We start from the raw sequence: 22,185 nt of genomic DNA, 5'->3' as shown, positions 1-22,185 counted from the left end.
TCATCTCACCTTCCTGTAATCATGAATTTTCCTTTTTATCATGCTATTGGCTATTTGATTCGGTTTGTTTTCTCCATTGAATATAAGTTCCATATCCATGCCGTATCCAAGCTTACGATATAGAATATCCTGTAGCCTATGGGCTATTTCACTCTTTAAACTTTGGAAGTCTTCCACATTTTTCGTAGTAATTCCCACGATGAGTATACTTTCGATATCCATATAGGCTTTATAATCCATGACAGCTTTAAAATCCAGAATGATTTCATCCAGTTCCCGCAAATAGAGGGACTGATTTTCCCTTAGTTCAACCCTATTATCCATTCTCCCCTGCGCTTTTTTCATGGTCTTGAGAAAAGTACCACAAGGACAGGTGGTGGATGAGAATGCAGCAATATCTCCTGTTCTATATCTGATCAAAGGCATTGCCTGTCTTGTCAGGGTCGTGAACACGACTTCACCGTACTGTCCGTTTTCAACAGCCTCACCGGTATCAGGATTAATAATTTCAAAATACAGATCTCCCTCCCTCATGTGGTATCCGTTTAAGGCTTCGCATTCCACACCTCCCCCGTATCCCATTTCCGTCATCCCATAGTGGGTAAAGACGCTGCACCCATATTCTTGTGTTAATTCATGGATCAATACTTCCGGCACATAATCCGTACTTAACAGCACCTTTTTAATCCTTTTTTTAAATACCTCGCTTTTCGCCCTGCTTAAATAGAGTACCTGCATGGGAATTCCTACAATACAGGTTATGTTTCTTTCTTCGATACACCGTGCAGCTTCTTCCGGGTCTGCAAGGACACCATGTACCGTACATCCTATGTTGGACAGAGCCAAAGTCTTTTTTAGCAAATCGCCTATACTTCCATAGGCATTGCCCGGGAGAAGGACAAGCACGCGGTCCCCACGGTCTGTCAGACAACTCATGCCATATCTGAAAAAATCAATAGTATCATCAAGATCTTTCTCTGTAAAAAAGATTCTCTTTCCTTCTCCGGTTGTTCCGGAAGTATTCAATGTCACGATCCTTTTGACCGCACGCTGGGGTACACATAAAAAACCATAGGGATTTTGTCTGATATCTTGGGGAAATGTGAATGGCAGGTTCTGTAGATCCTTTAGAGACCGGATGTCTTCTGTTCGAATATCTTTTAGCTGCTTCCTATAAAATAAACTGTTTTTCTTTGCATATTCCACGGTTTCTCTTACTTTCTTTACTTGATATGCCTCTAATGCCCTCCTGCTCCTCTCCTGAATTCCCGTTCTGTCTACAATCCAGCTTTCAAGGGGTGTCAGTTTCATAACGAATCCCTCATTTCAAGACAAGGGGACGGTTCTTTTGTCTCATTTCTTTTTCTGTATAGGTACCTGCCTTCTATATCCGACAGATTGTAAAGACAGAAGGGGATCAATCTTCCATCTGGATTTACCACATGAATACAACAATCCTTCACTCTTTCCAGATCGACGTTCCATACATCTTGAAAAGCCATGGCCGATATACTGAAGGAATGGTTATGAATACGATTGAGTATTTCATCCCACCCCTGCATTTCAACTGTGTTCGACTTCTCTTGCAGATGATCTTCTTTTCTGTAAGACCAGTTCCTGGAGACATACGCCTTTGCTTTTACGGCTCCCTCCTCTGCCTTTCCACCTTCACAGCCGCAGCCTGAACGTTTTGTTATATTCATTAATTTCCTTTTTTCATCCAATAGGTAACTGCCGTGGAATGAACATAAGGCATTTTCGCATCCCGGGGGCTTTAGACTCTCTTTTCTGATTTTCCCTGCCGTTTGCATTTCTATGGCTTCCATGACTTCAGGCAGTGTCACCCTATCTTTGTCACTTGGCGTGGAGGGCGCTCTTCCAAAATAACTGACCGGCTGAAAATGCACGCCCCTTACCGCTGGTGCATGTTCCAATGCAAAATCAATAATACTGCCTATGTTATCCAGATTTATCCCCGGAACCAGTGTAGGAACCAACACAACCCCTATGCCGTATTTTTTACAATTCTCTATGGCTCTGATTTTGACGTCCAGCAGCTCCCTGCCCCGGAGTTTTATGTTTATATCATCATTCGTACCATCGAACTGTAAAAAAATCGAACGAAGTCCGGCATCCTTAAGCGCTTTGACATAGCTTTCATCTTCTCCCATGCGTATCCCGTTGGTATTCACCTGTATGAAAGGAAAACCCAATACTGTGCCCATCTTTATAATGAGGGGCAGGTCCTTTCTTACCGTGGGCTCTCCTCCGGATAACTGGATATTACATCTTCCCGAGGCTTTCAATACGCTTTTATACTGAAGCTCGATCTGTTCCAAATCCGGATCTTTCTCCCTACATCCATTAGAATCTGCAAAACAGAAGCTGCAGTGCAGGTTACAGTTTTGTGTAACCTCGATTAATGCCGTACAGGTATGCTGTCTGTGCCCGCTGCATAACCCACAGTCAAAAGGACATCCCTTTTCTGTTGCCGTAATGGGATTCTTTATATATGCCCTTTCTTTTTTTCGAACCCATTCTTCCATGGGAATGCTGCCCTTCCATACAACGGTCTTAAAGACGCCATGTTCCGAACAGGATTTGACCATATAGGTATTACTGCCCTGGTTATAGATCTGTGCGCCAACCTTTTTAAGACACACAGGACACAGACTTTGCGTCTTTGAAATGATTTTTATACGATCCATCTTCATTCCCTGCTTCCAAATTCATAGTCATGATCCCGCAATATTTCCTGGATCTTTTCGTAGCTCCGCAATAATATGTCACCACATTTTATATTGTAGGCCATATTGCTTGTATCGTCGGTAAAGCTGTACACACCGATAATATCCATACATTCCGTACTCCTAAACACGTTTTCAAACCAGGTCATATATTCTTCCACCATACTTCCATGGTCTTCCCTGGCATATTCCGTTTCCTTACCTTTCCCTGAATAGAGCCCTAGAATTCCGATGCCCCCGGTAAGAACGCCGCATGTTTTCTGACTGCCCCCTATTCCCTTGCACAACCCGCTGACTGCCCTGATCAAATCTGCATTTTCCTTTTCCTCCTCCTCCAATGCCAACTTGATCATGACCTGTGTGCAGCAAAGCCCTGCAGATATCATTCTCAGCATTTTAAAAGCCGTTTCATTCATGATTTGCTCTCCCCTTTCCTTGCCATCATCGTAAAGTATCCGGGTTTACAAACCTTCAATATTTTCTGGAATCTATACCCATCTATGCAACCATCCGTAGTTTTATTCCAGAACCCTCCCATAGATCCATGTAAAAACACAATTTTGACCAACAATGCCTTTAGCAAATCACTGCAGTCTTCTAAAACCATAATCTCAAATCCCATGCTTTCCAGGCTTTCCCTTAACCGGTTCAGATCGTGCAGTCCCCGCATACAGCTCTTAAACGAAAATTTCTCCAGTTCTTTAACAGCGTCTGGATTTCTGGCATATACATCCGTTGCGACAAACCATCCGCCTCTTTTTAATACCCTGAACACTTCTTTTACTGTACGATTGACGTCATCCATAAGGGACAGGGTACATTCTGCAAATACACCTTGAAAGCATTCATCGGCAAAAGGCATATGCTCCCCTGAACCTTGAATAAAATCTGCAAAAGGATATTTCATTTTTGCAATACCCAGTAATTTTTCCGACGGATCGATCCCTACAGCCTTAATATGGTGTTTTTCAAACAGATAACCTACCGTAGCGCCCCGTCCGCAGCCCAAATCAAGTACTGCATCTTCCACCGAAAATTTGCAAAACTGTACGCCTCTTTCTGTCAGGCTAAAGCCTCCCGGCCTCAAGGTTTCCCCCATCATTTCACACATGCTGTTATTTTCATAGGCATTGCAGCACTTCATCTTATTTATCCTCCAATCCCTTTTCTACCTCCAGCATCTTACCAAGGGCCAGTTCCTCATCAATGAATACGATACCGCACATGGGGCATTTCATCAGTTCCACTTCAAAGTTGCCTTCCAGATAACGTACCTTTACCTTGTGAACTGCCAACTTTTTTTGACATTTGTCGCATACCCATGGCATATCCTGTTCTTTCCCTTTATTCATGTTCATTCCTCCACCACTTCCATTCTGTGGCTGTAAACACTGCTTACGACAACACCTTCCTCTTTTTCCTCATACCTTACCCAGTAGGTAACATTATCCAGCCTCAACCTGGCCAGATAGTTTGAATCTTCCGGGTTGAAGAAACGTTCTTTATTCTTTTTTGTATTGTCAATGACCCTTTCGATATCCTCTACCAGAATATACCGCTCTTCCATAACCTTCACGACATCTTCCGGGATGATTACCTTAAAATCATAGTTCCTTTTTAAATCCATATCCTGTATCTCACCCCATATTTTTTTTAAAAGCTTACGCTTCAACCGCGTCCTGTTTTCGTGCCTTTCCGATAAGGTCGGCATTTTCTTAAGGGCAAGCCCCTCCCTATCAACGCCAAATATCAAGTCCAAGATGTGATAGGTTCTTTTTCCACCTTCCACGAACAAGTCCTTGCACATTGCACAATAGACCAGTATATCCTCCGTGCTTTCATTGGTTCTATCTTTTACAAATTCTTTTGCCTGTTCCCGATTGGAATAATACACCAAACCACCGTATCCGCAGCATTTTGTTTTCTCCTTGGTGTACGCAAGCTCTTGTATTTTGTAGCCCAATGATGCTGCAATGTTTCGAATGCTGTCATGAATTTTTGTGTTATATCTTGTGGCACATGCATCATGAATATGTAAGACACGTCTTCCAGGTACTATATTTCTTTCAGGCAATCCATATTTTTCAAATATTTCCCATAAGGATACCACATCTATTTCAGGCAAATATTTTTCAAAAATGGCAACACAGCTGGAACAAGCCAGGATAAAGGTAGGCTTATCCATCTCCTCCCATACCTGCTTGATTTTCAGGACATTTTCTTGCATAAGGTCCTGCCTTCCGGCCCAGTCAGCGGGTGCCCCGCAGCATCCCAGATAAATGCCCACATCCCCTTCAATAGTGGTTTCCTTCATGACACCTACCAAATGTTTATAGATATCTCCCATATGCTCGGAATGCGTTGCTGAAAGCTGGCATCCGGGATAGAACAAATATCCTGTCTTGCCTGAACCTTTATATAGGCCCCTGGCATATTTGGAGTAGGATAAAACCGGATAGTAGAATAAGTGCTTTGATTGCTCTTTACCGGGCTGCTTTCTCACCATTGAAAATCGTTCACTATTGCTGAAGGCCATATCCTTTAAGGCAAAATCGTGGGCAGATACAGGCATTTTCCCTTTTTGCACCATACTCTCCCTGGTTTCTTGTATAACGTCTTTCATGCTTATGTCCAAAAAGCACTGCTCCTTACACAATCCGCAAAGGGTACAGGAGTTGATCATTTTATTTGCATAATGGGTTCCCAGTATAATCCGCTCATTATGATTGATCTGTCTTACATAGGCATTGGGAGATATATTGAATTTTTTCATATGACTGCAGGTTTTGATACATGCCCTGCACTGGCATTTCAAACATCTTTCAGCTTCCTTCACGGCTTCTTCCTTTGTGTATATATCAAAAGCTTTTTCCACTTTTCCTATGGGTTGGATATCATCATCTTCATACTTCAAGGGTGTATCAAATACCCCCTCCCGTTCTCTGGAGGCTGTAAGGGAAACCTTCCCCAGGTACCTGTCAATGGATATGGCGGCTCTTCTGCCTGAGCTTGCAGAATATATAATGGCGTTATCCCTGTTGACAAGGCTCCCTCCGGCGAAAACAGAGGACTTTTCTACCTGGAATGTATCTGGATGTATCTGAAGGTTTTCTTTCCATTCACCGGTTCCCAAGTAAACGGCATCATACTCCTTCACAATTTCTTCCAGGCCCTTTTTATCAATCGTTGTTTTTCGTTTTATCTGAACGCCCTGTTTTTCTATGATTTGGAGTTCTTCCTCTATAACTTCCTTTTTCAGGTCTTTTCCTACATACGACCAAATACGTCCTCCTAATCGATCTGATTTTTCATACAGGGTGACCTGGTAACCCTTTTTATCAAGATCATAGGCTGCTGTCATGCCGCTCATGCCTCCACCTATGATGGCCACCTTTCCTTTATTCTTCGGCAGGGGCAACGTCTTTTTAGAAGGGGTAAATCCATGACTTATCACGGCTTTTTCCAGTTCTGCTATGCTGATGGACCTACCGGATTCATTCCTTACACAAAGGCTTTCACATGGGTGGTCACATATCATACCGACGATCCTTGCAAAGGGGATCCTCTTCTCCATCAGCTTATAGGCTTTTGCGAAGTCACCCTTTTCAATTTCCCTTACGAATGCGATGACATCCATATGAACGGGACAGCTTGCCGTACATGCCGGTGGCTCATCATGAATACACCGGTCACCGGTTTCCAATAACTTATCCAAATCCACTGCCTTCACCTCCTATGTCAAAAATAGGAATTGGGAGCCCTATTTGCTTACATGCAAACTAAGGCTCCTTTCCTAATTCCATATTTCCAGCCAGCTGCTTAACTCATTCTATTGATTCAGTTCCTTTAAACCGGCCAGAACCTTTTCCGGATAGGCAGGCAATTTGGTGATGCGTACGCCACAGGCATTATAAATGGCATTTCCTATGGCTGCATGGGGTGCCGAAAGCGGCATCTCTCCGGCACCGGCTGCACCATAAGGCCCATGGGGTCTTGGAGTCTCTTGATGAATAAGTACCATATTATCCGGTGCATCCTTAATCTGTGGAAATCCACAGCCAGTAAGGGTCGTATGTTTTTCCAAATCTTCAAAGTCCTCGCTCAATGCCAAGCCTATTCCCTGGACAAGACCACCATAAAGCTGACCTTCCAATACCAGTTTATTGATAATGGTTCCACAATCCGATACCAATGTAAGTTTTTCAACCGTAGTTTTTCCTGTAGTAGTGTCCACTGTTACTTCTGCCAGGAGTACACCATACATATAGGTCGAGAATGGATCTCCTTGTCCGGTAGCTACATTGCAATCGGGAGCATTTGGCGAAGTCCATTTCCCTTCATATTTTAACGGTAATCCTTCAGCAACCATTTCATCATAGGTCCTGTATGTACCATCATCTTTTTTAAGGGCAGCCAACAGATTTCTGCATCCAACCACAATGGCATTGCCGGTTACCACATTCTGGCGGCTTCCACCGGAAGGTCCGCTGTTTGGTGTGAATTCCATATCATTCATGATCAATTTAATCTGTTCCGCTTTTAATCCCAAAGGTCTCAAGGTCTCGTAGGCATAGGTTAAAGTCCCCATATCGGCACCTTGACCATGGTCTTCCCATGAATTTCCAACCGTTACACCTTCAGGTGTCAACTCTACCCAACATTCTGAAGAATCCGGACCGTCAAGGCCGCAACCATACATATTCAAGGACACACCTACACCGTATCGAACATTTCCACCTTTTTCATTCTTGGCTTTCGCTCTTTCTTTTGCTTCTTTATACAATGGTCTTATGGTATCAATGGCCTGTGGAAATGCAATAACATCAGGTGCACAGCCTGTCGGTGTGGTAGACCCTTCCCGATATACATTCAGGTATCTGAACTCCAGGGGGTCCATGCCAACCTTTTCTGCCAGCATATCCATCAGTGTTTCTGATGAAAACAAGCTCTGGGGTGATCCGTAAGCTCTAAAAGCAGAGCCCCACGCGTGGTTTGTACATACGGTCCTTCCCTCACCTCTGATATTTGGAATATGATAACCCGCACCGATAAACTGAGTACCCCTCATGGTGACCAGGTCGCCAAACTCGCAGTAAGGACCGTGGTCTACCGACCAATCCGATTCCATGGCTACCAGCTTACCGTCCTTATCAGCGCCAAATCTAAGATGAATAAAGAAAGGAGATCTTTTTCCCGTATAGGTAATCTGCTGATACATATTAAATTCAAGGAATACCGGTCTTTTAGTCACAAGGGCAGCAACACCCAGCAATGCTTCATTGGTCGGACTGAATTTGTATCCGAAGGTTGCTCCCGTAGGATTCTGTACGATGACATATTTATCAGGATCGATGCCAATACCTTCTGCTGTCATTAAGTGGTGGAAATGCATGGCAATACTCTTCGAATGTACGATCAGCTTCCCTTCTTCATCCATATAGGCAAATCCCACGTCCGGTTCCAAAACAAGATGGGGCTGTCTTCCCACATAAAAATCATCCTCGATGACATAGGGCAGACTTTCCATTAAAGGTTTTGTATCTTCTCCCTTTACCATCTGGGTTTCAAAATATACATTGGGCGTTCCCGGATGAATTTCTATGGCATCCTCAGCCATAGCCGCAGGTGCACTCATATATGCCGGTAATACCTCCAGCTCCACCTTTACTTTCTTCGCCGCCTCTTCTGCCTGGTGCGGTGTATCTGCCAGTACCATGGCAATGGCATCACCAAATTGGAACACCTTCTTGTCATTTAATATCGGTCTTTCCTTTCCATCCCCCTTATTTTGCGGGAATGCCAGACCGTTGATTCTGTTTGTACCAGGAACATCCTTGTGGATTATAACCTTAAAAACGCCTGGCATTTTCTCTGCTTCAGAAGTATCAATAGACAATATATTGGCATGGGACACCGTTGCTTGTACCAGCTTAATATGCAGCGTATTTTCCGGAAGCTTCAAGCCTAAATCTGCCCCAAAGTCCCATGTTCCCGTTACCTTCGCCATGGCCGATGGCCGTACCATTGAGCTGCCTAGCATGCTGGCCCCTTCTTTTAACTGGAACCATAAATCTTCTTTGGTGACTTCCCCTCTCATCAACCTGGCAGCATCCATCACTGCATCTACCAGCGGCTTATACCCTGTACACCTGCAAAGATTCCTGTTTTTCTGAAACCAGTTCCTTACGTCTTCCCGTGTTGGATTTACATTTTGATCCAGCAGGGCTTTTGCAGACACGATGAAGCCCGGTGTACAGAATCCGCATTGGGCACCGCCATGAACCATCCACGCAAGCTGTAGGGGATGAAGATTTTCCTCGGTACCTACACCTTCAATAGTGATGATTTCAGCTTCGTCCGGAACCCTTTTCATTTTGACAATACATGACCTTACTACCTTGCCATCCATAATCACAGAGCATGTTCCGCATTCGCCTTTTCCGCATCCCACCTTGGTACCTGTAAGACACATTTGTTTTCTTAATAGCTGTGCCAAGGTTGCTTCCGGGTCAACAACTACCATTCTTTTGATACCGTTAATGATTACTGTTTTCTTAAGCATTTCAAAACCTCCTTTTAAATTCAATCGCTATATTAAGTTTAATACAGCCCACCTTTTCCAAATCCGCAGTTAGGGTATCTGCAGTCACCACAGCTCAAACACAACCCGCCATGACCTAGTTTTGCAATATCTTCTCTGGTCACTTTTTCTCCCGCTGCCAGTTTTGGAACTACCAAATCAAAAATTGTCCGCCTGCTGTACATAACACATCCGGGTAATCCCAGTACTGGTATGTCACCAATATAGGAAAGTAAAAACATAGCACCGGGCAGTGTGGGTGCACCGTAAGTCACAATCTCTGCACCTGATTTTTTTACGCCACCGGGTGTAACGTCGTCTGGGTCTACAGACATTCCCCCTGTTACCGTTATGATGTCTACCCCTTCATCCATCAGATCCTTTATGGATTGTGCTATCATATCCGGATCATCTTTGGAAAATATTTGCCTAACCACTTCAGAACCTAATTCCTTAAATTTATCATAAAGCACCGGACCAAACTTATCTGGAATTCTGCCGTAAAACACTTCATTTCCTGTTGTTACGATACCAGCTTTCAGCTTTCTTAAGGGAACTACCTGTATGACCGGGGCATTGTTCCGGCAAATATTTTCCATACATGCAAGCTTGTCATTTTGTATCACCAGGGGTATGATTCTTGTTCCGGCAACCACCATATCCATACTCACCATCATATCTGTGTGCAGTGCTGCCATCATCAGTTCTCCCATGTTGTTGACCTCATGCAGCGCTTTATAGTTGATTTTCAATAAACCGGAATACGCTGCGATAAGATTGACCTTCCCCTCTGAAGGCTCGGAAAATGTGATTCCCTGCCCCGCTGCTGCCTTGGCCATCCTGATGGCTGCTTTATTTTCATGGATGTCACCTTCTTTATATTCAATAATGCCGATGTGCTCCTTTCCCATGTTCAGTAATCTGGGTATATCTTCTTTTTTAATAATGTGTCCTTTTTTAAAAGCAGGGCCTTTTGATTTTCCGGGAATAATTTCCGTCATATCATGGGCTAACAGCATGCCTACGGATTGTTCCACTGCTATCATTTTCATGTCTTATCCACCTCCGCTATTTTATAACGCTTTTATTCAGTTGAATTTTTTGAAATGTCAGAATGATATTTGTAATTATATAAAGCAAATTTTATACCAAAATATAAAGCATTGATTTTCAAGGGGTGTATGGAAAATCAAATTTAATAGTTGTTCGATTTTTGATCGTTTTTTAAATGGACACTGCTCATTTTTTGAGCAATGTCTATTTTTTTCTAGCCGCTTCGCTTTAATTATTCATCTATAGAAATACCGCCGTTACTTATACTAAGGTTTCCTTTACCTTTGTATCCCAGAATCTCAAAACCTATTGTAAAGGCCTTTCCCCCTCCCTCATATGAAACTGCAGGCAAAACACCTGGCACTTTACTTTTGTAGTAAAAAAAAGCACCCTATATAAGGATGCAATACATTTTGTATTTTAAGTTCTAAAGCTCGCATTTTCTGCCGCTCATCCTTTTTAAAAAAGGTACTTTTTTCAGCAGTTCTCAAACAGTCTCCATCATCTGTGCTTATTCCTTTTCATTCATAAGAATGTCTAACATCTTCTCTGTATTGTTTAAGAAAGATTTCATAACTACATAGTTTTCGGTTTCTTCATATTTAACTTTTTTAAAGCTCTCATCTGTAATCTCATAGATAAGTGCATCCGGATATGCCATGATAATAGGGGAATGGGTTGCAATAATAAATTGCGCTTGTTGTCCGACCAGCTGATGGATTCTACTGATCATGCTCATTTGCCGTAAAGGTGAAAGAGCTGCTTCAGGTTCATCTAATATATACAAACCGTTTCCTCTGAACCGATTCATGAAGACTGCAAAAAATGATTCACCATGGGATTGCTCATGCAGAGAGTAGCCGCCATAAGAATCTATAACCCTTGGTCCTCCTATCCCATTATCTAATTCTTCAATGGTAGTTGCAAGATTATAAAAGCTTTCAGCCCGTAGAAAAAATCCATCTGCTGGTTTTTTAATGCCTTTAACCAATCTTATATAATCATATAATTTTGAGTGGGATGCCCTCGAAACAAAATTGAAATTCTTTGTACCCCCTTCAGGATTAAATCCATAGGCTACGGCAATTGCTTCTAAAATCGTTGACTTTCCCGTTCCATTCTCACCGACGATAAAGGTAACTTTAGGATGAAACTCTAAATTCGAAATATTTTTTATGACAGGCAGAGAGAATGGATACCGGTCATAAGAATCTATTTTTTCCTTATGTAATTGTATACTTCTTAAATATTGGCTTTCTTGCATCATTCATTTTCCTTTTATTTGATATTGTATCATTTTAAAATTAATCGGATTTGCCATTTTTTGAAAATGGCAGGAAGTAAGGGATTTCTCTTCTTACTTATCCCCATGTGACGATTTACTCTTTTATGACAAGTCCAAATAATTTTGAAAAATCTACTGCTTGCATAGGAGAAACGATTGCGCCTTTAATATCTTCAGGTCCCACACCGGCTCCTTCGAAATCGGAATTACTCAAGTCTATTCCTGACAAGCTAGTTCCAGACATTTGACTTAGTTTAAAATTACATTTTCTAAACTCAACCTTATCCAGTTTACTGTGTTGAACATTACTGTTTTCGAATATACAATCCGATAGGATCACATTTTTCATTTGAATATAATTCATTAGAATAAATTGGCCATTACAGTTATTCATATAAATATTCTGGAATGTAGCATCATTGAGATTTAGACCCATCAGCTTACAGTCTAAAAACTCAGCTCTATGTATAATCGCCCCAATAAAATTTGCATTTGATAAATCGCAGTTTTCAAATCTTACATCAGTAAGCTCTAATGCGTTTAATGTAATACCTTTAAAATTTACTTTACTGAAAATCACACCTTCAAAGCTTACTTTGTTAGCTTCCCGTGTCTCAATCGTGTAATCTGATATATGGATATTCTTAATGGTACCTTCATCTTCAAGATCAATATTTTTCACACACGTTTGTTCAATACTCTTTATGAATTTTGGTTTGATTACTTTTGGCAGGACTTGTTTATTATTCATAGTAAAATCTCCTTAAACTTATTTTTATACTTATATGAAAACACAGGATTTTATTAATCACTCATATAAAAACATCATTCCGTAAGGGCATGGAAACAGGTTATTATTCCGCTGCGCTCATTAATGATGTAGTTGAATGATTCTTGATAACTTCATTATATCAGATTCATCTATATACCTGAAAAATTGTTTACATTTATTACTTTGTTCCTTATTATTGTAATAAATGATTGCCTAATGGACAGGGTGCATAAGGAAGCAAAAAGTAAAACGAATATGAAGAAGCCAACAGACGGTAATGCTACTTCAAACGATTTGTCGTATAAAAAGCTTTCACCATATGTAAGGTTAAGTTGACACGAAAATGATATTATGCTAGAATAGTATTGTAAGGTTAGCATGACATGACAGGAGGTTGAGTAACCATAATGAAAAACAGAATTCGACAGTTACGAGAGGCGTTGGGTATGACGCAAGAGCAATTGGGTGAAATGGTCGGAACATCAAGACAGGCCATCAACGCAATTGAAACAGAAAAAAACGAGCCTTCCATATGGCTTGCTTATGACATAGCTCAGGTTTTCAATGAACCAATTGAAAGCGTTTTTCTGTTTGAGGAAAGTGAACGAAAATCCCGTGCAGATATCAGTAGGAGGCATGCCTGTGGCCCTCAGAGAGATTAGAACATTTGATGATGAATTTTTACACAAAGTAAGTAGGCGTGTTGATAAGGTTGATGACCACATCAGAGAAATCCTTAACGACATGGCGGAAACAATGTATAGTACACAGAATGGCGGGGGCTTAGCTGCTTGTCAAGTCGGCATATTGCGCCGCTTAGTTGTTGCCGACATGGGACAAGGCCTATTAAAATTGATAAATCCTCAAATTGTTGAGTCAGAAGGAGAACAACTTGTTATTGAGGGTTGCTTAAGTTATCCCGGTATCTGGGGCAAAGTGTTGAGGCCAAAAAGAGTATTGGTTAAAGCCCTTAACGAAAACGGAGAAAACATTACTATTGAGGCTTTTGATGAACTTGCAAAGTGCCTTTGTCATGAGACTGACCATTTAGATGGAATTTTATTTACGGATAAAGTAATCGAGTATGTGGAAATCAAATAGAGTTCGGCCTGCATTTCAAATGGTGGTCAACATCTAAAATGTAGTAATAACTGCCAATAACATGGCGGTTTGTTAAATGTGCGCTTTTAAAAACCTTCCAATGGCAATTATGTGATTGGAGGGTCTTTTTATGCGCGCAAGTGTTTTGCGTTGGCTGATGGATGAGCCGCCACCTTAGCGTGACAGATTGACATAGCTGATGTTTTAGCTCTACATCATTTTAAAAAATCATATCAATTCATGGGCGGCTACTGCACCCATTTTTCATGAGACACCGTTCGAGGTTTTTCTCGGATAGGTGTCTTTTTGTTTTGCTGGCTTTTGGACCAAGTTGGCCCGAAGTTCCAACCTTACGACTGAAAGGAGATTATCATACCTGAAATCATAAAAGCAGAAAACATCAATATCTTCTCATTTACCGTTTATCTTTAAATACTTATATGCTAAGCCTTCATTATAGAAACCTAATTTCTCAACCAGCTTCAAAGATTGTTTGTTTTTAGGCATAATGTTCGCTTCTATTCTTATGTAGTTTTAAATCATCAAAAATATTATTCACCAAAATTAGATTCAAACAGGGCAATAAGTGACTCAAATGCTTCTCTTTCATCTTCTCCAAGTATTTCTAAAGAGACTTCTTCCCCTTGTTTACCGCCCATACTTAGGATACTCATAATACTCTTACAGTTAAACTTATTTCCTTTCTTTATAACAAAACACTGGGATTTAAATTTGATCGCTTCTTTTGCTAATAAACTAGCTGGTCTTGCATGAATTCCTAATTTATTCTGAATAGTAATTTTTCTTTCTAGCATTTTATCACTCCTATGGGTCTATTTTTATTTGATTTACTGCTCTTGTTATTTTTCTCTACCAATATAGACTTTTAGCAGCTTACAGCCTCCACCAATTTCATATATTGCCATGCAAGCCAACAATAAAGCATTCTCTCCTATCTTCGCTTGTTCTCTATTGCCTTCCCCATAGCGATTCCATACTTTACGACTTGGAGCATCTCAATATCATTCATTCCATCACCGAAAGCACAAGTGTTATCTATGCTTATGCCAAGGTTATATGTTTTAGTAATTTTAATAATATTTTCCGATTATGGAGTACTTCCTATCTCTACAGAATATTTGTACTTATCCGCTCTGTAGTAACAGATAGAATACTCTATTACCTTGCCATTCATGTCATAAGATATCCTTGTTCTTTTTAGGACCGGAGCATAAAGACCTACCTCTAGTAAACTACTTACTTGCTCATCTGCTGCTGCGGCTTCAAAATACTCCTTAGCTCCTACCACTTCTATATTATTATTTTTCTTTAGCAACTCGTATAATGATCCCATGTATTCACTTTCATCAAGGGGAAGGCTCAGCTCTTTGCTTAGGTACGTTGTAAAGAAAACCATAGGGCTATCATCTGCACACCTTAATCTTTCAATTTTATATACTTCGTCCTTTGAGCTCAATTCCAAGTGATTTGCAATGAATTTATTCGCTTTAACGATGCTGACCTTTACAAGTTTTGTTACTGGATTAAACCCCCTTAACTTCATTTCTTCAGTATAGCTCATAATTCTGTTTAAAGGCTCTTCAATTTTACTTGATGCTACTACTGTGCCTTTTCCCCGCATTTTACACACATATCCTTCATTTACAAGGTCGTTTATTGCCTGTCTTACAGTTATTCTACTAACACCAAACATTTTCTGAAGCTCTATCTCTGTAGGTATAGTATCTCCAGAAGAATACTCATCATTTTCAATTTTTTCTTTGATGAATTCTTTGATTTGATAGTATAAGGGAGGCGCCCCTTTGGCATGATTTAATAAACTAATAGTAATCACCCTCTCATATTTTGTTCAATGATCAGAACAAGCAAATTTATAGATATAATTTTCAAATCATATACAAATAGTATTCATATCTGTCTAAATACAGATAGGTTCGTGTAAGAGGTATTCTTATGCTAGAACCGTACATAAGCTTTTATTGTAGCAATTTCTTTTCCTTTACTTGGTCCATACGGTGTAATGGAATATTTTCCAACTGCAGCTGGCACAATAAAAGTTTCTGCATAATTTACAATAAAAGGTTCGAATTTTCCTTCAGGCGATTCAACAATAGCCTGTTCTCCTTCAATTAAATTCAATACATTAAGCTCTCCCTCTGTGTCATGAAGAACTGGTACGCTAAACCAATGTCTTCTCGTCTCAATAAATTCTCTTTCATGTAAACCTGTTTTTTCCTCTCTCCACCCTTTCCCCTCGTTAACCTTTTTCACTTGATTTACTAAATTATTCATTGTCCATTCTGTATCTCTGTCAAATTGTAATACCTTAGAACCATGTTCTATATGAATTGGTCTTGGTTTGCCATCTAATCCTGCTCTTCCCCAATCCCATAATTTAAAGGTAAAAATATATGGTGTAGATGAGATTTCAAGAACCATAGAGTTAACACCTGAGCAATGTGCAGTTCCAGCTGGTATTAAAAAGTGATCATGTTTTTGGGCTGGAATTTTATTAATGTATTTTTCAACAGAGAATTCTATTTCCCCTTCTTGGGCTTTCGCTAAGTCTCCAAAAAACTTCTCTTTTGTTGTTCCTGTCTTGACACCAAGATATACATACGCGTCTTCTTTAGCATCTAATATATAATAAGATTCATCCTGTGTGTAGTGCATTCCAAAGTTTTCTTGGATATATTCTGTTAGCGGATGTACTTGTAAAGATAAGTTTCCTCCCTCTATCGTATCAAGAAAATCAAACCGAATAGGAAACTCTGTACCAAATCTGGCATGTACTTTTTCCCCGAGTAAAGGCCGGGGATATTTAAGCACTATATTAATAGAAGGAACTTCCACAATTACTTCTCCGACCTTCAATAAAAGCGAATTTTCCTCCGGGACACAATTAAAACACCAAGCATAATTCTCTACACTTCGGTCTAAGTCGCAAACTTCCTTCATCCACTGCCCCCCCCATACGCCCGGATCAAAGAAAGGTACTACACTAAACGGTTGCTTTGTTGCACTTTCCAACCCAACTAAGAAGGATTTTGCTGTGATCATCCTAGGTATATCCTTTAAGTTTGTATCTAAAATATAATGGAAATTTTCAAAATGATCTTTTTTATAGCGATCTGCCATTCTCCATTCGAAAAAGAAACCTCTCTTATATTTTCTTAAAATATCATCATTATAGTTATTATGTTTCCAGTTTGGAATCTCTCCCCTTCGATATCTTTTTTGAATTTCCCATCTAGCTAGATCTAAATAAATATGCAAATCCGGTTTGGTAAGAAGACTAGCTGCTACTCCATAAACAAGGATTAAACCTTTTGCTTCTTCTATTTGCTTTCTTGTTGCATGAAGCTTGTCTTGATCAATAAAGTCGATAAACTGGCAAGGACTCATAATACCGAATACTCTGTCTTCTGTCATGTAATCCTTTATCTTATTAGTCACAAACTCATTATCAAAAAAAATCTCTTCATCGGTAAAGATTGAAATTGCTTCCGGAAAATTCTCAATAATATTTTCCCGTATTTCATCTACTCTAACGCCGGGATAAAAATCCATAGCAACAATTTTCTTTTCTTTGTCTATAGCGTCAATCTTTCCTTTTATTTCCTTTATTATTTGCTCATAGCCTTCCCATGAGTGATTCTTTTCATAGCCCTTTACTTCGATCAATGGCTGCTTATTAAACTTTGACTTCATCTTATTTCCCCCATTTACATTTTAAACTACGCTATATCTATTTTCCCATCTTTCTTATAAACTCTATTTGGGAAGGGCTTTTCATCAATTGACTTGTAATCATGGCCTGCAGCTTCTCTCCAACAGGCACCTACTCTTAATGTATCATCCCCGGTATTCACGAGTCTATGGGCGTAATTACCGTGAATGTAGTGTAGAGACCCTTTAAATACTTTTTCTGCAAATATCTTTCCCTGTGAATCCAAGTACAATAATAGACCTTCTCCACTGCATCCAAAATATATTTCGGGTTCTTCCCGATCTTCATGAAAATGTCCTCTTGTCATATTACATTCTCCATTTATCGTGATCGGGTAAATGACCGTAAGTCCCCAAAGCAGTATATTACTGCCTCCTTCATTAAAAGAATATACTTCATACATTACCGTATCAGGAGAAAGCTGATTATCCCTGGTTTTATAAATAAAATCTATTTCCTTATAAAGCTTTTTATAATGCTTTACATTCTCTCCTTGAATCACTCCATTAAAAAAATCATAAATATATTTAGGGCTTTTTATCTGCATTTTTTAACCTCCTATGGAATAAAAGTCTGCCATAACTCATTGTATTGACAAGGTTGAGTAATGAAGCTAAATTTGTCCTTGTGCTCTATAAATTGCTGATAAATAGGTATCCCCTTATCTATTTGAAATTCCTTGTATTCTCTTGGTTCTTTGATAATTAAATTATTTTTCTTATATGCAGTGTTATGAATAAATTCAATTTCATTTCTAGAAAAAATAGGAAAATAGGCTAAACCTCCGTTTTTTCTTACACCAGCATAGTCAAACCCAAAATCTCTTATACACCAAGCCCCAAAAACCATATTTTCATCAGGATTGGTATTGATAGTACAATGGGCCCAACCAGGAGGAACCAGTACCACATCCCCTGGCTTCGCTTTCACTGCAAATACTTTTCCAGGGTCGTATTTTGCTGTCTCTTGCATAAATATAATCGCTTCACCATGCCAGATTTCGTAAAGTTCAGGGGTAGATGAATTGCAGGATTTAGAAACTGCATGGACATGTCCTTGAGATCGTACCGGTTCGTTGCCTAACCTTCCTTTAGCATATATACAGGCACCATATAACAGGCTTCTATTTTCCAAATCCTCTTTATCTTCTTCTCTACCTACATCCATAGCTATTGTATATACTACATCAGGCCCATCACAGTTAGGGTCTTTCAGGCTTTGACGAATATCGTCCAATCTCCGTTTTTCCATCTCTGGCCCGAATACACCTTTACTATAAGTAAATTCTTTATTTTCTAAGTTATAGTGTATATCGAACCCAGGATAAAATGTCATTCCCATACCTCCTCCATCAAATAAAGTATTTAAAAAGAAAAATAAAAACGGATGTGACTAGAATAGGTGCTATTAAAATTGTCAAATATATCATTGCTAGCTTATTTGCAGTTTTATCCCAAAAACTTTGATCAAACCACATGCGCCCATCGGCTTTTACTTTTATAAAATCATCTTTTATTAAATTATTTAATAAAAAGTATTTTTCATTATCAGGTAAAGCTAAATCTATATCCTCATATGAAAGGCTATTATTACTATTTATCGCACCTTTCGATATAAAAGCATCAATAATCATCCTTGTATAGCCTTTTTTATTGACCGGTGTCTTATTTTCAATCATCTTTTTATATACTCCTTAATGATATAAATCCTATAAAATCTATCAATGGATATAAAGATTTAAATATATGAAATATATGAGATTAAGGTAATTATACCTTAATCTCATTATCCCCTCATTTAGAAAAGGTTTAAGAATACTCCCGTCATCGCAAGCAAAACCAAAATTCCCATTACTTTCAATGGGGACATTTGTTTCTTCGCCATTAAACTCCAGCAAAATATAACAAGTAATAATGTCAAGGATTTTGGAAATATGCCATTTAGAACATCGTTAACGATAATTTCTTTTTCCGCCCCTGTGCTTATTCTCAAAGTAGTTTGCAAATTAACATATGAAGCAGCTACTCCACCAACTACTATGGATCCTAATAAATTAAAGGCTTCTCGTGCCCTCTGTGCCGCTTCTCCAACAATCATATCTACAGATTTTGTACCTAATTCATACCCCTTGAAAAACACAAAGTAGCTTAATGCGGTTATTGTTGTCAAATAAGTTACTATGTAGAATATAGGCCCTAATGGGCTCCCTCCCTGGGCAAGACCTATTGCTATAGACAATAGTAAAGGAATATACATTCCCGGTATCATTGCATCGCCTATACCTGCCAATGGCCCCATTAGGCCTACCTTGATCCCATTCATTACCTCATCGTCTATGGGCGCTCCATTAGCCCGTTCCTCTTCCATGCCACACATAATACCATTAACCGCTGCACCTAGTTGGGGCTCTGTATTGTAGAAAACAGAGTGTCTTTTCAGAGCTTTTATTTCCTCTTCTTTATTTCCACCATACAACTTCTTAATTACAGGAATCATTGATACTGCGAAACCAAATGATTCAAGCCATTCAAAGGACATAGAAGACAAGTTGCCTACATACCATGACCACCAGGATCTTCTGAGCGTAGCCTTATCTAGCTTTTTTACGGTTTCCCTATGTTTAGCTTCCATATTATAACTCCTCCTCTTCCTCTACAGAATTCCCGGAAAATGCTGGCTTTACATTCATGTATCTAAAATGTAGAATTGCAAAGAAGCCCCCTATTATTGCTAAAGAAATCATGTTTATGCCCATTGCTGCGACGAAAGTAAATCCTAAAAGGAATTGTATCAGGTCTATATCCCGCTTTGTTACTTGCCTTAGCAAAATTGCAACCCCAACAGCCGGCAACATCCCTCCTAAAGCCGTTAATGTACGCATTACAAATGAATCAACCGGGAAATAGGCTATGATGTTTGTGGCTAAATTACTCCCCAAATATACGATTGCAAATGTTGGAATAAATCTATATAAGAATTGTACAGCCTGTGGTCCTATATAATGATTAAATACTAACCCCTTATAATCGCCCTCATTAATATTTTTAATTGCTCTGTGATTCCAAAATGAATTCGTAACCATCATAAAGTTATGGAATATAGTTCCTACAGCACCTACCGCAGTTGCCACTGCAACTGCCGATTGAACTGAAGACCCTGCCCTAACTGCCAATACTCCCAACGTAACACCTATATATGCTGCAGAATTTAAATCTTGCGGCATTTGTCCGCCAGGCGTAACAAGGGCGATATACACTACTTGCACTGCTACGCCTACAAGTACCCCGGTTTGGACATCCCCTAATACGAATCCTATTAACAAACCCGATACGATGGGTCTAGTTAAAGTGTACCATCCTCCCGTTAAGCCTAAAAACCATGGTACCGAAAGAGATCCTAAATAAGCTAAAGCTGCTATTATGCCTGCCTGTAAAATACTAACTTCCATACTCCGCTCCCCCTACTTGTTAAATTTTTTTCTAGTTTCGCTCCACAATACACTTTTACTATCTGGAACCAATCTGAAATCTATTTCATAACCATGCTGAAAGATTTTCTCAAATGCTTCAGCTTCTTCTAAGGTAATATCTGCATTTTTATTTATGTTAATAGTTCCTTCTCTTGCGCTCTGAGGTCCTACATTTACAACTTTTGTTTCAACTTTCATATTATTGTCTACAAGAATTTTTGCCATCGTCGCAGGATTCTTAGTGATTAAAAAATATCGTTTTTCACTATTACTGGCTTGATCTATCTTTGTTAAAAATTCATCATAACTATAGATAAACGTCTTTCGCGTCGATGCTGCTTTTAATGCAGATTTTAATACGGGTTCTTTTGCTGCTTTATCATCAACTGCTATTATGCCATCACAAGGGTTTTCCATTGCCCATCTAGTTACAACCTGTCCATGAATGATTCGATCATCTATTCTTATAAAGCTTATTGCCACAGGAATACCTCCTTTATAGGTTGTCTTCTCCATCATCTTCCAGCTGGAATTTGCTAATACCCTGCCTTGCTTCGTCAATGATCTCATCTAACCCGTCTTCGCTAAGTTCTTCATTTCTAAATAATGTAGAAAGTAGTAATGTTAGATTTAATCCTGCAATCATTTTAAAATTATGTATCATTCCCATACTAAGAAAAACATTTACCGCTGCTGTATAGGGAGACCCACCGCTTATATCTGTTAACACAATGATTTCATTCGAATGATCTAAGCCTTTAATAAGCTCTTTTAGTTTTTCCTTGAAAGCTTCAATCCCCATTTTTTCTTCTAAACATAAGTAATATACGTTTTCTAAATCACCATATATCATACTTGCAGCTTTATATACTCCCTCTGCCAGCGTACCATGACTCAATAAGATGGTATTTCTCACTGTCTCCCCCCTCTCTCTGTGCGAAAAGTGATTTCAAAATCCAACTTTCTTATTATTCAAGACTTTGATAATATTCTATTTGAAGACCTTCTTTACTAATCTTAGAAATACATTAATGCATTAGGTAATCCATAGCTCTTATTAGTAGAGAAAAAAGAAATCTATACAATTATTTACTGTAATAAAGATTTCCAATAGAATAATTATCATTATTACATCATTACATTATTATGTTATAACGTTATAACCTTTAATGAAATTATATTATTCAGTCTCTGCTATGTCAATACATTTTTTAATTTTCTGAACCTTTTTATATCTCTTGCTAGCTCCCTAAGTATTTCTAATTTATGTTATATTAAAGTTAGGAACAACTTCTACAGATTATTTATTAGAAATTACAATAGTAAAGAATATTTTTAACAAACTAAAATAGAAGGGAGGTTTTATCAATAAAATCTTTATAAATCAGCCTCCCTGCATTCCACGCTCCATAAAAAAATTAAGGCAA

At 39.2% G+C, this 22,185-nt stretch carries 23 protein-coding genes; 2 read left to right on the top strand and 21 right to left on the bottom strand.

Annotated elements, in window-relative coordinates; translation table 11 throughout:
- The 10 genes from Gferi_RS19200 to Gferi_RS19155 form a co-directional block, all read right to left on the bottom strand.
- Nucleotides 1-1,311, bottom strand: coding sequence for a DVU_1553 family AMP-dependent CoA ligase (locus Gferi_RS19200; RefSeq protein ID WP_069979336.1), 1,311 nt, complete (start codon nucleotides 1,309-1,311; stop codon nucleotides 1-3).
- Nucleotides 1,308-2,708, bottom strand: a complete 1,401-nt coding sequence (trsS, locus tag Gferi_RS19195; RefSeq protein WP_069981520.1) for a radical SAM (seleno)protein TrsS — start codon at nucleotides 2,706-2,708, stop codon at nucleotides 1,308-1,310. The genes Gferi_RS19200 and trsS overlap by 4 nt, the downstream gene beginning before the upstream one ends.
- 2 nt (nucleotides 2,709-2,710) lie before the next feature.
- Nucleotides 2,711-3,163, bottom strand: coding sequence for a DVU_1555 family C-GCAxxG-C-C protein (locus Gferi_RS19190; RefSeq protein WP_069979334.1), 453 nt, complete (start codon nucleotides 3,161-3,163; stop codon nucleotides 2,711-2,713).
- Nucleotides 3,160-3,891, bottom strand: coding sequence for a DVU_1556 family methyltransferase (gene trsM, locus Gferi_RS19185; RefSeq protein WP_069979333.1), 732 nt, complete (start codon nucleotides 3,889-3,891; stop codon nucleotides 3,160-3,162). Before trsM ends, Gferi_RS19190 begins: the two co-directional genes overlap by 4 nt.
- Nucleotide 3,892: 1 nt before the next feature.
- Nucleotides 3,893-4,099, bottom strand: coding sequence for a DVU_1557 family redox protein (locus Gferi_RS19180; protein ID WP_069979331.1), 207 nt, complete (start codon nucleotides 4,097-4,099; stop codon nucleotides 3,893-3,895).
- Between the two features lie 2 nt (nucleotides 4,100-4,101).
- Nucleotides 4,102-6,468 carry a pyridine nucleotide-disulfide oxidoreductase/dicluster-binding protein gene (locus Gferi_RS19175; protein WP_069979329.1) on the bottom strand — a complete coding sequence of 789 codons (2,367 nt, stop codon included), beginning with the start codon at nucleotides 6,466-6,468 and terminating at the stop codon, nucleotides 4,102-4,104.
- 108 nt (nucleotides 6,469-6,576) lie between these two features.
- Entirely contained in the window at nucleotides 6,577-9,309 is a 2,733-nt protein-coding gene (locus tag Gferi_RS19170) for a molybdopterin-dependent aldehyde oxidoreductase (RefSeq protein WP_069979327.1), read from the bottom strand.
- A gap of 38 nt (nucleotides 9,310-9,347) precedes the next feature.
- Nucleotides 9,348-10,379 (bottom strand): molybdopterin-binding protein, encoded by a 1,032-nt coding sequence (locus Gferi_RS19165; protein WP_069979325.1) that lies wholly within the window; start codon nucleotides 10,377-10,379, stop codon nucleotides 9,348-9,350.
- A 512-nt stretch (nucleotides 10,380-10,891) separates the two neighbouring features.
- Entirely contained in the window at nucleotides 10,892-11,647 is a 756-nt protein-coding gene (locus Gferi_RS19160) for an AAA family ATPase (protein ID WP_330389405.1), read from the bottom strand.
- Between the two features lie 112 nt (nucleotides 11,648-11,759).
- Complete coding sequence (locus Gferi_RS19155) at nucleotides 11,760-12,416, bottom strand: pentapeptide repeat-containing protein (RefSeq protein WP_069979321.1); 657 nt, start codon at nucleotides 12,414-12,416, stop codon at nucleotides 11,760-11,762.
- A 428-nt stretch (nucleotides 12,417-12,844) separates the two neighbouring features.
- Between Gferi_RS19155 and Gferi_RS19150 the strand changes: the two genes are divergently transcribed.
- The gene (locus Gferi_RS19150; protein WP_069979319.1) at nucleotides 12,845-13,099 is read left to right on the top strand and encodes a helix-turn-helix transcriptional regulator; all 255 of its coding nucleotides are present in this window, start codon (nucleotides 12,845-12,847) and stop codon (nucleotides 13,097-13,099) included.
- Nucleotides 13,080-13,538 carry a peptide deformylase gene (gene def, locus Gferi_RS19145; RefSeq protein ID WP_069979317.1) on the top strand — a complete coding sequence of 153 codons (459 nt, stop codon included), beginning with the start codon at nucleotides 13,080-13,082 and terminating at the stop codon, nucleotides 13,536-13,538. The genes Gferi_RS19150 and def overlap by 20 nt, the downstream gene beginning before the upstream one ends.
- Before the next feature lie 551 nt (nucleotides 13,539-14,089).
- Here the strand turns inward: def and Gferi_RS19140 are convergent.
- The 11 genes from Gferi_RS19140 to Gferi_RS19095 all read right to left on the bottom strand — a co-directional run bounded on the left by Gferi_RS19140 (nucleotide 14,090) and on the right by Gferi_RS19095 (nucleotide 21,674).
- Entirely contained in the window at nucleotides 14,090-14,353 is a 264-nt protein-coding gene (locus tag Gferi_RS19140) for an HPr family phosphocarrier protein (protein WP_069979315.1), read from the bottom strand.
- Between the two features lie 137 nt (nucleotides 14,354-14,490).
- Entirely contained in the window at nucleotides 14,491-14,568 is a 78-nt protein-coding gene (locus Gferi_RS29515; RefSeq protein WP_408607514.1) for an HAD hydrolase family protein, read from the bottom strand.
- A gap of 78 nt (nucleotides 14,569-14,646) precedes the next feature.
- Nucleotides 14,647-15,393, bottom strand: coding sequence for a GntR family transcriptional regulator (locus tag Gferi_RS19135; RefSeq protein WP_083273641.1), 747 nt, complete (start codon nucleotides 15,391-15,393; stop codon nucleotides 14,647-14,649).
- 122 nt (nucleotides 15,394-15,515) lie between these two features.
- On the bottom strand, nucleotides 15,516-17,270 hold the full coding sequence (locus Gferi_RS19130; RefSeq protein WP_069979313.1) for a class I mannose-6-phosphate isomerase: 1,755 nt from the start codon (nucleotides 17,268-17,270) through the stop codon (nucleotides 15,516-15,518).
- Nucleotides 17,271-17,296: 26 nt separating this feature from the next.
- Nucleotides 17,297-17,836, bottom strand: a complete 540-nt coding sequence (locus Gferi_RS19125) for a glucose-6-phosphate isomerase family protein (protein ID WP_069979311.1) — start codon at nucleotides 17,834-17,836, stop codon at nucleotides 17,297-17,299.
- Nucleotides 17,837-17,847: 11 nt separating this feature from the next.
- Nucleotides 17,848-18,624 carry a glucose-6-phosphate isomerase family protein gene (locus tag Gferi_RS19120; RefSeq protein WP_069979309.1) on the bottom strand — a complete coding sequence of 259 codons (777 nt, stop codon included), beginning with the start codon at nucleotides 18,622-18,624 and terminating at the stop codon, nucleotides 17,848-17,850.
- A gap of 16 nt (nucleotides 18,625-18,640) precedes the next feature.
- Nucleotides 18,641-18,967, bottom strand: coding sequence for a hypothetical protein (locus Gferi_RS19115; RefSeq protein WP_069979307.1), 327 nt, complete (start codon nucleotides 18,965-18,967; stop codon nucleotides 18,641-18,643).
- A gap of 119 nt (nucleotides 18,968-19,086) precedes the next feature.
- Nucleotides 19,087-19,920, bottom strand: a complete 834-nt coding sequence (locus Gferi_RS19110; protein ID WP_069979300.1) for a PTS system mannose/fructose/sorbose family transporter subunit IID — start codon at nucleotides 19,918-19,920, stop codon at nucleotides 19,087-19,089.
- 1 nt (nucleotide 19,921) lies between these two features.
- Nucleotides 19,922-20,737 (bottom strand): PTS mannose/fructose/sorbose/N-acetylgalactosamine transporter subunit IIC, encoded by an 816-nt coding sequence (locus Gferi_RS19105; protein WP_069979298.1) that lies wholly within the window; start codon nucleotides 20,735-20,737, stop codon nucleotides 19,922-19,924.
- 12 nt (nucleotides 20,738-20,749) lie between these two features.
- Complete coding sequence (locus Gferi_RS19100; protein ID WP_069979296.1) at nucleotides 20,750-21,241, bottom strand: PTS system mannose/fructose/N-acetylgalactosamine-transporter subunit IIB; 492 nt, start codon at nucleotides 21,239-21,241, stop codon at nucleotides 20,750-20,752.
- A 13-nt stretch (nucleotides 21,242-21,254) separates the two neighbouring features.
- Entirely contained in the window at nucleotides 21,255-21,674 is a 420-nt protein-coding gene (locus Gferi_RS19095; protein WP_069979294.1) for a PTS sugar transporter subunit IIA, read from the bottom strand.
- Nucleotides 21,675-22,185 lie beyond the last annotated feature (511 nt).

The sequence above is a fragment of the Geosporobacter ferrireducens genome (genome assembly GCF_001750685.1).
Lineage (GTDB): Bacteria > Bacillota > Clostridia > Peptostreptococcales > Thermotaleaceae > Geosporobacter > Geosporobacter ferrireducens.
The sequence above is the reverse complement of the archived record's forward strand: the minus strand, read 5'-3'. Positions and strand labels throughout refer to the sequence as shown.